A 12,279-nucleotide genomic window follows, 5' to 3' on the forward strand; every position below is an offset into this window, starting at 1 on the left:
GGTCGGTGGTCGGCCTTGACATCGTTGTCATCGGAGTTCGTGAGCAACGAGGCAGGCCCGGGGGAAACTGCCGCTGATAGTTCCGGTCAGGGCACAGCCCTGTCAACGGGTGCCTCAGGCGACGAAGATGCAGAACGGGTGGCCGGAGGGATCCGCGAGGACGAGAAGCGGCTCGGTCGCGTGGTCCGAGCGGTCCAGCAGCAGGTGCGCTCCGAGCGACTCCGCCCTCTCGCGCTGCCGCCACAACTGCTCGACACTGGACACGCTGAGGTCAAGATGCATCTGCATCGGGACGTCATGCTCGGGCCACGTCGTACGCTCCAGGCGCTCCACCTGCTGAAACGCCAACCTGCGGGCGTCGCTCGCGTCCACGAGGACAAGCCAGTCCGCGTCGTCCGCCGCACCGTCGGATCGAGGCTCGTCGCCCTGTCGGTAGCGCAGCCCCAGCAGTTGCCGATAGAACTCGGCAAGCTTCCGGGCCTCGGTGGTGTCGATGACCGTGTGCAGCAGATGCGGATACTCAACCATTTCCGCATTGTTGTGCACGGCGCCGTCGTCCGCCCGTCGACGGCGGCGCCACCGCGGGTCCGTCACGATCCCGTGCTGTTGTCCCGCCCGACGGGATGGCATGATTCCGCCGTGCGTATCGATCGTCGTTCGATGCTTGGCCTCGGGTTCTCCGCTGCCGCTGCGGCGCTCACCGGCTGCCAGGCCAAAGCCCCCGCGGAGCAGGCCGGCACGTGGCAGGCCCCGACCGAGGCCGCGGCCGGGCAGGGCGGCGCAGCGGCGGTCGACCCCCTCCTCCGCACGTCGAAGGTCAGCCAGCGTCTGACCAGCGTGCTGAACGTGCACCTGCAGCCCACCAGCCAGAACCCCTCGCACCCCGCGTACGCGGGTGCGGTGGCGTTGACCCTCGTCGGCGGGCAGGCGGGTGGGCAGGCGGCCGTCGGCGAGGCGCTCCGCTTCGGCGCCGGGCCGGTGCTGCTGCCAGCCGCGCAGCGCGTCCGGATGCGCCCCGACTCCATCTTCGACCTCGCGTCGATCACGAAGGTCTACACGTCCATCCTCGTCCTGCAGCAGGTCGAGCAGGGTCGCCTCAACCTGGACGCCCCGGTGGTGAGCTACCTGCCGGAGTTCACCGGCGCCGGCAAGTCGGCCGTCACCGTGGCGATGCTCCTGGCGCACACCAGCGGCCTGCCCGTGGGCGCCACCGTGACGGGCCACCCCACCCTCGCCGAGAAGTGGAAGGCGGTCCTGGCCACCCCGTTGGTCAGCGGCGGCGTGCCCGGTCGGGTCTTCCGTTACTCCAGCGTCGGCCTGATGGTCGCCGGCAAACTCGTCGAGAAGGTCACCGGTCAACGCCTCGACCAGGCCCTGAAGACCGGGCTGACCGACCCGCTCGGCCTGCGATGGACCGGCTTCAACCCGAACACCTGGATCAGCGGCACCGAACGCGCCGCCCGGATGGTCGCCACCGACGCCCGCACCTCACGCGGACTCCTCCGCGGCGTCGTGCACGACGACGTCGCGAACCACCTCGACGGCATCGCGGGGCACGCCGGCATCTTCAGCACCGCCCAGGAGGTCGCCGTCATCGGTCAACTCCTGCTCGACGGCGGCACCTACGGCGGGCGCCGGATCCTGGCCGAGAGCACGGTGCGCCGGATGATCGCCAACGCCAACGCCGGCCTGCCCGCCGTCGACGCCGAGCGGCCCGGCCGCACCGCCGACCACGGGCTCGGCGTGGTGCTCAACCAGCCCTGGTTCATGGGCAGGCTCAGCGGTCCGACGACGTTCGGGCATACCGGTTTCACCGGTACCTCCCTGCTGGTCGACCCCGCCCACAAGCTCGTGTTCGTCCTGCTCACCAACCGCGCCCACCCCAACTGGAGCTGGGCCAACCCCGACCCGGTACGCGTCGCCACCGCCGACGAGCTGGCCCGCTGGTATGCCACGGCGGCCACCGGCCCCCGGCGGCCGGTGCGTCCGAGACCGGTGACACCGTCGCCGCCGATCCGCCGACGTTAGACCGCGGGAAGCATCCGGCTGCGCAACTCCGCGATCGGCTACCGGCTCACCGGATCGGCGTACCGGTGACGCAGGTGAACAGGCGACTCTGGCCCCGCGCCACGATCGACCGTGTCGTGGCGAACCCGTGTGCGCGGAGCAGTCGTTCGGTTGACAGGACGTTCGCCTCGGCGTTCGCGGCCGTGGGCCGCTCTCCGAAGATGTAGAGCACGCCCCCCGGGGCCAGGAGGTTTCGGATCCGCTCGATCTGCGCCGTCGCGGCACCCAGCCAGAACACGCTGACGTTCACCGCGAATATCTTGGTGAAGTGACCAGCCGCGAGATCGGCGGATTCGAACCCCGTACCTCGGATCTCGGCCCGGCCGGCGCTGATGTGGCTCGCGTTGCGGTCGGTTGCGAGCCGCGCCATCGTCGCGGCACGGTCGATCGCCACGATCGTGCCGGTGGTGAGTCGTTCCGCGACCAGTGAGACCGCTGTTCCTCGGCCACACCCGATCTCCAGCAGGTGATCGTGCGGAGCCACCGCCATCGTGTCCACCGCCCACCGCTGCCGGTGTGCGGCCGCGGTGGTCCGTGCCGGTTCGTGCGTCGGAACGGGCCTGCCACCAGCACGGCCCGGCTGCCGGGTGGGGAGCTTGCACCTCACGACGTCACCCGCCGAGCCATGGCCGAAACCTCCGGGTTGCACCGACTGGACCTGGACCCTCGGCCCGGGCTGGGCTGTGCGGGCTGGTGCGACGACCGAGCGCGGATGCCTCGGCGAGCGGGCAGAGACGTGGCACCGGAAGATTACCCTGCCGTACGAACAGGTCGAGGTCGACAAGCACCGCACAGGTACCCCGCCACGTCGTCGACGGTGGGTCGACTCAGTGGGCGGGATTCGGCGTGTGGGGCAGCCGACCCAGCTGGTGCCAGTCGGTCTCCACGACGTCGACGCCGTAGTGCGCGGCAGCGGCGAGGATGTTTCGAAACGCCAGGTCACGGTCGTCGTCGTCGACGCCCTGCACCTGATCGAACCGGGCGACGGCGTTCCGGACGTGCGCCGCGTCGGTCAGTGGCTCCTTGCGCTTGCCGGGAAAGGCGAAAACGCTCTCCGGCAGCTCACGCTTGTCCTTCTCCGACAGGGTGCCGTTCTCCGCGTGGGGCTTCCAGGTCGACTTCATCGCCCACGATTACCCACTCTGCACCCGGCAGCACTCCGACGTCGGAAAATTTCGACCCCGACCCGCCTGACACCGGAAGTGGTCGTGCGGCCCTGGTCGGACCTGGTCCGCACTCACTTCTGAGGAGCGACCACCGGTCGGGTACGACCGGCAGCGTGCCCACCCACCAGGCGCGGCACCAGTATCGAGCCGCCCACGAACAGCAGTCCGGCGATCGACAGCACCACGCCGACCCAGGCCGTGGCCAGGTAGCCGTAACCGCCCGTGATCACGACGCCGCCCAGCCACGCCCCGATCGCGTTGGCCAGGTTGAGCGCGGAGTGGTTCGATGACGCCGCCAGCGCGGGCGCATCGGGTGAGGCTTCCATGAGCCGAATGGTGAGACCGGCGCCAAGCACCTGGCACACCAGCCCGATCGCGAAGATGAGCAGCACGGCGGCGATGGGCGAGGAGGCGGTGAGGGCGTAGAGCGCCAGGACCGCGGTCATCGCGACGAGCGAGCCGATGAGCGTGCCCAGCGCCGAACGGTCCGCCAGCCGCCCGCCGAGCAGCGCGCCGACGGTCATCCCCAGGCCGAAGACGGCGAGGACCCACGGCACCGCCCCGATCGGCAACCCGGCGACGTCGGTGAGGGTCGGCGCGACGTAGCTGTAGACCGCGAACATGCCGCCGAAGCCGACGGTTCCCGTGAGCAGCGCGATCCACACGTGTACGCGGCGGAACGCGCCCAACTCCCGTCCGATGCTGGCTCCGTCCGCGGCGGCGACGGGCGGCACCAACCGTCGCACGGCGAGGATCGTCACGACGCCGATCCCGGCCACCAGCGCGTACGAGACGCGCCAGCCGAACACCTGTCCGGCGAGCGTGACGAACGGTACGCCGATGATGTTGGCCACGGTCAGCCCGACCATGACACGTCCCACCGCCCGGCCCTTGCGGTCCGCCGGAACGAGCCCGGCCGCCACGACGGAGGCGATGCCGAAGTAGGCACCGTGTGGCAGACCGGTCAGGAACCGGGCGCCGACCAGCGTCCAGATGCCCGGCGCGAGGGCGGTCAACGCGTTGCCTCCCACGAAGGCCAGCATGAGCACGAGCAGCAGCCCGCGCCGGGGCACCCGGGCCGCGAGGGCCGCGATGACCGGCGCGCCAACCACGACACCCAGCGCGTACGCGGTGATGGCGTGCCCCATCACCGGGATTCCGACGTGCAACTCGTCGGCCATCTGGGGCAGCAGACCCATGGTGGCGAACTCGGTGGTCCCGATGCCGAAGCCCCCGATCGCCAGCGCGAACAGCGCGGCCCCCGCCGGACGGCGCGCGCCGAGCGCCTGCCGCCCCAGGGGTCGGACGTCGGTGGTGCTCATGATGGTGTCTCCGCTCGTCGTGGCGTGGTCGCCGTCTGGGCACAGGACCGGCCTCTTCCGGCGGTGGGGAGGCGGGGCCCGGGGCCATGGTGCCCCTCGCGTGTTGCCATCGACCTACCGACAGGTGGCCGAGGTGACGCGGATTACCTGCCACGACAGGCTGCGTGTGCACCGGCGCGGACATCCGTGGCGGCACGACCGACCCGGGCCGAGCCTCGTGGCCCATGACCGCCCTGCGCGACGGCGGTGCACAAGCGGACAGACAGGAGATGGTGACGCAGCCGGCACGAATCATCGGACACTGCCCTGCTCGTGCCCGGTGCCGTTCGACGAGCTTCGCCCGGTCAGCCGCTCTCAGCCACCCACACCGAGCTGCGGATACAGGGCGTCGGGGGCCGCCACCGCTCCTTCTGGTCGGATGACCTCGAGTGATACGCCGAAGTCGCTGTAGCGCAGGGACGCGTTCGGCAATCCGTCGGCCGCTGGCATCAGGAAACTGACCAGCCGACCCTCGGCATCCAAGCTGGCGTGGAATGCATGGCTGCGCGCGCTCTCGGGAAACGAGCCGCCCGGACCGGGGCGGAAGCTCAACCCGATGCCGATGCCGATCCGGTTGACGTCCAGCGTTCCGGTGATGTGAGAGCCGTCCGCTTGTGCGCTGACGACCGCGTCGATGAGGCGCGCCGAGCCGCCGGGATCGTTCCTACCGGCGGCGAAACTCGGAGCAAAGTCCGACGGTACGCGGACCGGGTCGAGCCTCATCCACCCACGGCCGACGCCGGCAGGGTCCAGGGTCGACGTCATGTACAGCTCGGTGTCGATCATCCGGATCTCGATGACCCCATTGGCCGCCGACAGCACGGCGACGGCGCGCTTGTGGACGACGTCGGTGTGGATCCGCGCCGTGACCTGGCTGGCGATGTCGGAGTCGACACGGAAGCTGGTCCGGTCGATGAACTCCGTGCCCGAGCGCAGCAGAGCTGTCGCATTGGCGGTGGTGGCGGCGTCACCGCTGGCGGTTGGCACCGGGGTCGGTTCGTCTTCCGTCCGCGCGCCGACGGACCAGAGCAGCAGGAGAACTGCTCCTGCGGCAGTGACAGCCACCGCGGCTCGTCTCATGTCCGTACGGTAGGCCGCAGGGTCAAGGTGATGGCCGGTTCGGGACGCCGGGCCGCGGTGGGCGAGCCGACCCGCCCGGGTAGCGCGCGACCACGCCCACATGGTGGGCCGGCACCCCGAAGCCCTGAGCGGGGCGGGGTGGCAGTGTCTGCCGTCCCCGCCCCACCCTGCTGTCAGCTGGCGTACGTCTCGAACTCGCCGACCCGCGGCACACCGCCCGAGCTGTTGATCCTGAAGGTGATCTTGCTCGATGAGGTCGCGGAGAAGCTGATGGGGCCAGCCCCGCTGCCGGAGGCCAGGACGCCTCCGGTATCGGAGTTGACGAGCTGCCAGGACCCGATGGAGCCCTGGGTTCCCGACGGCTCACGGATGATCACGCGGGAGACCCGGGTGGCGGAACCCCACTTGACGGAGATGGAGCCCGTCGATCCGGCCGGCGACCAGTAGGTGCTGATGCTGCCGTCCTTCACATTGCCGAAGCTCGTCCCGCTGGCCTTGCTGGAACCATCGGCACCGGCACCGAGGCTGAGGTTGGTCCCGCTGGGCGGGGGCGGGGTGGTCGGCGGAGGCGTGGTGGGCGGCGGCGTGGTGGGCGGCGGCGTGGTCGGCGGCGGCGTCTGCGGCGAGCAGCTGCCGTTCGACACCTTCAGACCCGTGTTGGCGCCTGCCGTCTGACGGACGACGCCCGGCACGCAGCTCGCCCCGTCGAGGCTGTACGAGTACGGAATGCCGACCGTGGTGTTGGACGTCGGGTTGGGGCCGGCGGGGTAGTTCTCGTTGCCGGCGGTGGACCAGGTCACGTTGTCGAAGGTGTTGCCGCTGACCTGCCAGAAGCCGCGCTCGTTGGTGTAGAAGGTGCCCAGGACGTCCTTGGAGTTCTGGAAGTAGTTGTTCTCCACCCTGGCCTTCGCGCCGGCCCGGGAGTTGATGCCGGACTCGCGGAGGCTCACGTAGTGGTTGTTGTAGATGTGCGCGGTGCCGCCGCGCAGCAGCGGCGTACGGGAGTCGATGTTCTCGTACAGGTTGTGGTGGTAGGTGATGAAGCTGTTCGAGAGGTCGCTCTCGCTGGACCCGACGAGGCCGCCCCGACCGGAGTTGCGCAGGGTGCTGTAGGAGAGCGTCACGTACTGGGTGTTGTCCTTCATGTCGAAGAGGCCGTCGTACCCCTCGGATTCCCCACCCGAAGCCTCGAGGGTGACGTGATCGACCCAGACGTTGCGGACCGTGCTCTCCATGCCGATGGCGTCTCCACCGTTGGAGGTGGGCGAGCCCGACTTCTTGACGTTCCGGATGGTCACGTTCTGGATGATGATGTTGCTGGAGTCGCGAATGTGAATGCCGAGCTGGTCGAAGACGGCTCCGCCGCCGACCCCGAGGATGGTGACGTTGCTGATCTGCTTGAGCTCGATCACGCCGGCCGCGGTGTTGCAGCTGGAACCCGACACCTTGCTGGTGTTGCCGTGGTTGATGGTCCCCGTGACCTCGATGACGATCGGGGTGCTGCTGCTGGTCCGACCACACAGCGCCGCATGGATCGCGGTTCCCGTGCTGGCCCGGACCGTCTGCCCGCCCGCGCCGCCGGTGGTTCCGCCGTTCTGGGTGGCGTACCCGGTGGCGCTGCCGACCGCCGCCGACGCCTGGGGGGTCGGCAGGGTCACCACGATCGCGATCCCGACGGCCGCCGTGGCCAGCGTTGCCTGTAGTCGCAGTGCGACTGGTCTTCTCATCACGCCTCACCTCAGTATGGGAATGGTTCTGCCGGGGCGGTCGTCGTGACCGCTCTCCTGTCGGTGCGGGACACCCTCTCCACCGATCAGCAGCAGCAGCCGACAATCAAGAACCGTGGTCCACGGAAACTTTCCATTGCCGTGCAGCCCAAAGGGGAGCCCGCGCAAACAACATGACAACAGTGGCGTTGTTCGATGTATATTCGCTTGACTCAGATAAGAAACATCGATGTGACGCAATCCTAGGAAAGCGGTTTCCCTGAAGGCAAGGGTTAGCGCTTGCAGGTTTTTTGCAGTGGGCCGCCGGGTGGCGGGTCGGCAGCCACCGGACCTAGCGCGGTCAACCGTCGGCAGGACGACGGGGCAGGCGCCGTCGCAGCCCACGGTGAAGAGGTCGGTCGTGCCGTCGATGCCGACCTGCACCGAGGCGTTCCCCGGCCCAGTCCGGAGATCGGGTGGTGGCACGGACAACCAGCCGGCGGCGTCGGCAGCGAGCACGGGCCGCATCCGTGGCGTGGCGGCGTGCTGCCACATCCACGCCATCGCAGTCGGGCCGGCCCGGGCCGACGCGCTCGAATCGACGACGCCGCCGACCGGTGCCGCGACAATCAGAATAGAACCAGGCCGATGCCGTGCACGTCTTGCTGAAGCCGGCCACCGACAACTCTTCGTCGTCGAACCGGATCCCGTGCTCGTCCATCAGGCTCACGCGCCCTACGCCGATCGGCGCGGCGCGCCGATCGGCGTAGGCGCTGCGGTAGCGCCCGACCCGGAGCCGACTACCTGCCCTCGGGCAGTTGGTCCTTGACCTCGTCGTAGCCGACCTTGGCGGGTGCCACGGTCGGCGAGTAGATCACGCGGATCACGCCGGTCGGGAACGCCTCCGTCGCCGTCACCCGAAGGTGGTACGGCGCATCGCCGTCGTCGAACAGCCTGCGGCCCTTACGCGCAGCCACCGGATGCACCAGCAGGCGCAGCTCGTCGACCAGCCCCGCGGCGAGCAGCTGCTGCACCACGGAGATCGACCCCGGGATGAGGATGCCTCCGATTCCGGCGTCGGCCTTGAGCGCGGTGACGACGTCGATCAGATCGCCCTCGCCCAGCTCGGAGTTCCGCCAGGAGAACTCCAGCGGCTGGCGCGAAACGACCACCTTGCGGATATCGCCGAGGTGCTTGGCGAACGATGCGTCCTCCCCGCCCGCCTCCTCACGCCCGGGCCAGGCCCCGGCGAAGCTGTCGTAGGTCTCGCGACCGATGAGCAGCACGTCAGCGGTGTCGTAGTCCGCACTGACGGCGCGACCCATGTTCTCGTCGAAGTAGGGGAAGTGCCATTCCGGATCGACCTCGGCCACACCGTCGGCCGAGATGAACAGCGTGGAGATGACCTGTGCCATCGTGATCCCTTCGAGTCAGCTGCTGGCGATTGGTGGACCGGCGCATCATCCCAGAGTCAGGGGGTGGATCGTCAGACCGACGGTGCGTACCGCCTGTGGTTGCACTCCACCCGCATGCCGTACCTGTGCAGCCGCCCCGAGCTGTGTGACAACCCCTCAGCGGTGTCGGCGGGCGTTGAGCCGGGCCGCCTGGCGTGTCAGGTGGTCGCGTTCGGCGAGGTTGGGTGCCTTCTGGGCCGCCTCGACGTACAGGCGTGCCGCCGTCGCCAGGTCGCCGTCGCGTTCGTGCAGGTACGCCGCCACCGCCGTGTGGCGGGGCAGTGTGTCGTCCAGCGCCGCGAGCGCCGCCAGTCCGGCGCGCGGTCCGTCGGCCTCCCCGACGGCAACCGCCCGGTTGAGCCAGACGATCGGGTTGTCGGTGAGGCGCGCAAGCTCGTCGTACCAGTCGACGATCTGCACCCAGTCGGTCTCGTCCGCGGTGGGCGCGTCGGCGTGCAGCGCCGCGATGGCGGCCTGAGCCTGGAACTCGCCGAGCCGGTCGCGGGCGAGGGCCGCCTGCAGGATCTCGACGCCCTCGGCGATCGACCGGGTGTCCCATCGGCTGCGGTCCTGCTCGGCGAGCGGCACGAGGCCGCCGTCGGGCGCGGTACGGCTCGGGCGCCGGGCGTGGTGCAGCAACATGAGGGCCAGCAGCCCGGCCACCTCGGGGTGCTCGATCGCTACCGCGAGCTGCCGGGTGAGCCGGATGGCTTCGACGGCGAGGTCGACGTCGCCGGAGTAGCCCTCGTTGAAGACGAGATAGAGCACGCGCAGCACGGTGGCGACGTCGCCCGGCTCGTCGAACCGCACAGCGGAGACGGTGCGCTTGGCCCGGCTGACGCGCTGCGCCATGGTCGCCTCGGGCACCAGATATGCCTGGGCGATCTGGCGGGTGGTCAGCCCGCCAACGGCCCGCAGCGTGAGCGCTACCGCGGACGACGGCGTCAGCGACGGGTGGGCGCACAGGAAGTAGAGCTGGAGCGTGTCGTCCACCGCCGATGCGGTCCCGGGCCCCGGCTCCTCCTCGACGAGGTCCTCACGCCGGCGGCGGGCCGCGTCCGCCCGGGCCGCGTCGAGGAACCGGCGCCAGGCCACGGTGACCAGCCAGCCCTTCGGGTCCCGCGGCGGGTCGGCCGGCCAGACGCGGACCGCCTCGACCAACGCGTCCTGTACGGCGTCCTCGGCCGCCGCGAAGTCGGCTCCGCGGCGGACGAGGACCCCGAGCACGCTCGGCGTGAGGCCCCGGATCAGCGCCTCGTTCACCTGGAGGTCATTCCGTGATGGTGGGCGAATCGGTCAGGAACGGGCGCAGCTCGAGCCACTCGTGGATCGGCTTCCCGCCCTTCCCGGGGGCGGCGGACAACTCCCCGGCCAGTTCGACGGCGCGCTCGTAGCTGTCGACGTCGATCACCATCCAGCCGGCGATGACGTCCTTGGTCTCGGCGAACGGCCCGTCGGTGACCGGCGGGCGACCCTCCCCGTCGTACCGGACGAACGCGCCGTCGGGGGCGAGTGCCTGACTGTCGACGAACTCGCCGGACTTCTCGAGCCGTGCCGCGAAGTCGTTCATGTACGTCATGTGCGCCGAGATCTCCTCCGGCGTCCACTGGTCCATCGGTACGTCGTTGACCCCTTTCGGGCCACCGCGGTAGTGCTTGAGCAGCAGGTACTTGGCCATCGTGTATCTCCTCGAAGCAGGTGGCGGACCCATTCTGGTCGCGTTCACCCCGGGGACGGAGCCGGCCACCGGTTCTCGACATCGCCACGGGAGAAATTCAGACACCCCCATGAGCGTACGAGTGAGCCGCGACGCACTAGCATTGCCGCGGTCCGGGACGGGACTGCTGAAACGAGGCGAAATGGGTTGGCTCCGACGGTTGCTGGGCGGCGGGCGGGTCCAGCTCGATGCGGGGCGGCAGCAGGCGCTGTTGCGGAACGTCCAGGACGGATACGGCACCGGCCCGCAGATCGGGTTTTCCGAGCAGGTCGAAACGATCATCGCCCTGCTCGACGGCGACGGCGACGACGGTGTGGTGGTGGCGGCCCGGATCGTCAGCCAGGTCGCCGACGAAGCCCATGCCGACCTGCTGGCCCAGGCCCACGAGGTACACCGACGGACGGGCCGACGGCTCCTGGTGCACCGCCGGAACTACCGGCCGTTGTGGATGGAGGCCGGTCCGGCCCTGCGGTGGCCACTGTTCACGTTGCCGTGCGGCTTCCACCCGTACGCGCAGGTGGCCGCCGCCGTCGCGGTGGTCGGCGGCCAGGCACGCCGGCTCGACCGGGTGACCGACCCGAACCCGCTCCTGACCCACGTGTTCGAGCTGCTCGACCTCACCACCGTCGGTTGGGAGTACGGCCGGGTACGGGTGGACACCGACGCCGCCGCCCTGGCCGATCGACTGATCTCCAGCGCGGCGCAGGTCCTCGCAGCCATGGACGATCCGCCCCGACTGCCGCCTGCGGTCCGTGAGCTGATGCGCCGCAACAACACTCTTGCCGTGCACGATCCGACCGGCCCTCGTGCCGTCGGTGGAGTCAACCTGGGCGCGATGATGCGGGAGCGCCTTCTCGCCTGACAGCACCACCCCCCTCGTCCTCTCCTCGGGAGACAGCATGTCGATGCATCTACATCCGGGCGAGGCGTGGTCCCACGCCACCATGATCGTCGCCGGCCCTCCGCAGATCGACCACGACCGGGACACCGAACTGGTCGTCGCCTGCCCTACCCGGTCCGAGCGTCTCCTATAGTCCTGCGGTGGGCATGCAACAGGTTCGGCAGGCATACGCGTCCGTCGCGGAGCTCTACATCGAGCTGTTCGGGACGAGCCAGAAGGTACACCCCGACGACCTCGCCCTCATCGGGCGACATCTGGGGGGCCGGCCTGGCACGGTGCTCGATCTGGGCTGCGGCCCTGGCCACATCACCGGCCACCTTCGCTCGCTCGGCGTCGACGCGGTGGGAATCGACCTGGTCCCCGAGTTCATCGCCCACGCGCGGACAACCCATTCGACCGGTAGGTACCACCTCGGGTCGATGGAATCCCTCGACGTCGCCGACCACTCCGTCGCCGGAATCCTGGCCTGGTATTCGTTGATCCACTTTCCGCCGCAGAGTCTCGACGGCGTGCTCGCTGAGTTCCGGCGAGCAATGGCCCCGGCCGCAACGCTGGTACTCGGTCACTTCGACGGGGACGAGGTCGCCGCCTTCGACCACAAGGTGACGACCGCCTACCGCTGGCCCGTCGACGAACTTTCGCAGCGATTGGCGCGAGCCGGCTTCGCTGAGGTTGAACGCCTGCGGAGGCCCGGCGACGGCACGCAGCGACCGCACGCCGCCATCGCCGCGATCACAACCGGCGACTGAGCTGAGTCGGCGAACCGCCATGCTCGCTCAGTGGCAGGCCCGAACGCGGCGTCGGCAGGTCACCCCCGCGAGGTAGGC

The 12,279-nt window shown here is 69.7% G+C and carries 13 protein-coding genes; 4 read left to right on the plus strand and 9 right to left on the minus strand.

The window, feature by feature from the left end; translation table 11 throughout:
• Window positions 1–114 precede the first annotated feature (114 nt).
• Window positions 115–594, minus strand: a complete 480-nt coding sequence (locus tag ACLJN9_RS16025; RefSeq protein ID WP_410812137.1) for a VOC family protein — start codon at window positions 592–594, stop codon at window positions 115–117.
• Between the two features lie 45 nt (window positions 595–639).
• Between ACLJN9_RS16025 and ACLJN9_RS16030 the strand changes: the two genes are divergently transcribed.
• Complete coding sequence (locus tag ACLJN9_RS16030) at window positions 640–2,028, plus strand: serine hydrolase domain-containing protein (RefSeq protein WP_410812138.1); 1,389 nt, start codon at window positions 640–642, stop codon at window positions 2,026–2,028.
• Window positions 2,029–2,074: 46 nt separating this feature from the next.
• Here the strand turns inward: ACLJN9_RS16030 and ACLJN9_RS16035 are convergent, their stop codons facing one another.
• The 8 genes from ACLJN9_RS16035 to ACLJN9_RS16070 form a co-directional block, all read right to left on the minus strand.
• Window positions 2,075–2,557: a class I SAM-dependent methyltransferase gene (locus tag ACLJN9_RS16035; protein ID WP_410812139.1), complete on the minus strand. Its 483-nt coding sequence runs from the start codon at window positions 2,555–2,557 to the stop codon at window positions 2,075–2,077.
• 337 nt (window positions 2,558–2,894) lie between these two features.
• Window positions 2,895–3,191 carry a DUF6582 domain-containing protein gene (locus ACLJN9_RS16040; protein ID WP_410812140.1) on the minus strand — a complete coding sequence of 99 codons (297 nt, stop codon included), beginning with the start codon at window positions 3,189–3,191 and terminating at the stop codon, window positions 2,895–2,897.
• 113 nt (window positions 3,192–3,304) lie between these two features.
• Window positions 3,305–4,555 carry an MFS transporter gene (locus tag ACLJN9_RS16045; protein WP_410812141.1) on the minus strand — a complete coding sequence of 417 codons (1,251 nt, stop codon included), beginning with the start codon at window positions 4,553–4,555 and terminating at the stop codon, window positions 3,305–3,307.
• Window positions 4,556–4,909: 354 nt separating this feature from the next.
• Window positions 4,910–5,674, minus strand: coding sequence for a hypothetical protein (locus tag ACLJN9_RS16050; protein WP_410812142.1), 765 nt, complete (start codon window positions 5,672–5,674; stop codon window positions 4,910–4,912).
• Between the two features lie 173 nt (window positions 5,675–5,847).
• Window positions 5,848–7,401 carry a polysaccharide lyase family 1 protein gene (locus ACLJN9_RS16055; protein ID WP_410812143.1) on the minus strand — a complete coding sequence of 518 codons (1,554 nt, stop codon included), beginning with the start codon at window positions 7,399–7,401 and terminating at the stop codon, window positions 5,848–5,850.
• A gap of 779 nt (window positions 7,402–8,180) precedes the next feature.
• Window positions 8,181–8,795: a dihydrofolate reductase family protein gene (locus tag ACLJN9_RS16060; RefSeq protein ID WP_410812144.1), complete on the minus strand. Its 615-nt coding sequence runs from the start codon at window positions 8,793–8,795 to the stop codon at window positions 8,181–8,183.
• A 156-nt stretch (window positions 8,796–8,951) separates the two neighbouring features.
• Window positions 8,952–10,097: an RNA polymerase sigma factor gene (locus ACLJN9_RS16065; protein ID WP_410812145.1), complete on the minus strand. Its 1,146-nt coding sequence runs from the start codon at window positions 10,095–10,097 to the stop codon at window positions 8,952–8,954.
• 7 nt (window positions 10,098–10,104) lie between these two features.
• On the minus strand, window positions 10,105–10,512 hold the full coding sequence (locus ACLJN9_RS16070; protein ID WP_410812146.1) for a YciI family protein: 408 nt from the start codon (window positions 10,510–10,512) through the stop codon (window positions 10,105–10,107).
• A gap of 181 nt (window positions 10,513–10,693) precedes the next feature.
• On the opposite strand from ACLJN9_RS16070, the gene ACLJN9_RS16075 reads away from it, so the two are divergent.
• From ACLJN9_RS16075 to ACLJN9_RS16085, 3 genes are read left to right on the plus strand one after another with little or no spacing between them, the layout of a single operon-like run.
• A complete protein-coding gene (locus tag ACLJN9_RS16075; RefSeq protein ID WP_410812147.1) occupies window positions 10,694–11,413 on the plus strand; it encodes a hypothetical protein in 720 nt (239 codons plus the stop codon).
• Window positions 11,414–11,450: 37 nt separating this feature from the next.
• Window positions 11,451–11,585, plus strand: a complete 135-nt coding sequence (locus ACLJN9_RS16080) for a hypothetical protein (RefSeq protein ID WP_410812149.1) — start codon at window positions 11,451–11,453, stop codon at window positions 11,583–11,585.
• Window positions 11,586–11,598: 13 nt separating this feature from the next.
• Window positions 11,599–12,201: a class I SAM-dependent DNA methyltransferase gene (locus tag ACLJN9_RS16085; RefSeq protein ID WP_410812471.1), complete on the plus strand. Its 603-nt coding sequence runs from the start codon at window positions 11,599–11,601 to the stop codon at window positions 12,199–12,201.
• The last annotated feature ends 78 nt before the right edge of the window (window positions 12,202–12,279 follow it).

The sequence above is a fragment of the Micromonospora sp. 067-2 genome, from assembly GCF_046549295.1.
Classification (GTDB): Bacteria; Actinomycetota; Actinomycetes; order Mycobacteriales; family Micromonosporaceae; genus Micromonospora.

Excerpts from the sequence above, each read along its gene's own strand:
- ACLJN9_RS16035 (WP_410812139.1), bottom strand. The coding sequence starts at position 2,557 with ATGGCGGTGGCTCCGCACGATCACCTGCTGGAGATCGGGTGTGGCCGA.
- ACLJN9_RS16040 (WP_410812140.1), bottom strand. The coding sequence starts at position 3,191 with ATGAAGTCGACCTGGAAGCCCCACGCGGAGAACGGCACCCTGTCGGAG.
- ACLJN9_RS16045 (WP_410812141.1), bottom strand. The coding sequence starts at position 4,555 with ATGAGCACCACCGACGTCCGACCCCTGGGGCGGCAGGCGCTCGGCGCG.
- ACLJN9_RS16050 (WP_410812142.1), bottom strand. The coding sequence starts at position 5,674 with ATGAGACGAGCCGCGGTGGCTGTCACTGCCGCAGGAGCAGTTCTCCTG.
- ACLJN9_RS16055 (WP_410812143.1), bottom strand. The coding sequence starts at position 7,401 with ATGAGAAGACCAGTCGCACTGCGACTACAGGCAACGCTGGCCACGGCG.
- ACLJN9_RS16060 (WP_410812144.1), bottom strand. The coding sequence starts at position 8,795 with ATGGCACAGGTCATCTCCACGCTGTTCATCTCGGCCGACGGTGTGGCC.
- ACLJN9_RS16070 (WP_410812146.1), bottom strand. The coding sequence starts at position 10,512 with ATGGCCAAGTACCTGCTGCTCAAGCACTACCGCGGTGGCCCGAAAGGG.
- ACLJN9_RS16075 (WP_410812147.1), top strand. The coding sequence starts at position 10,694 with ATGGGTTGGCTCCGACGGTTGCTGGGCGGCGGGCGGGTCCAGCTCGAT.
- ACLJN9_RS16080 (WP_410812149.1), top strand. The coding sequence starts at position 11,451 with ATGTCGATGCATCTACATCCGGGCGAGGCGTGGTCCCACGCCACCATG.
- ACLJN9_RS16085 (WP_410812471.1), top strand. The coding sequence starts at position 11,599 with ATGCAACAGGTTCGGCAGGCATACGCGTCCGTCGCGGAGCTCTACATC.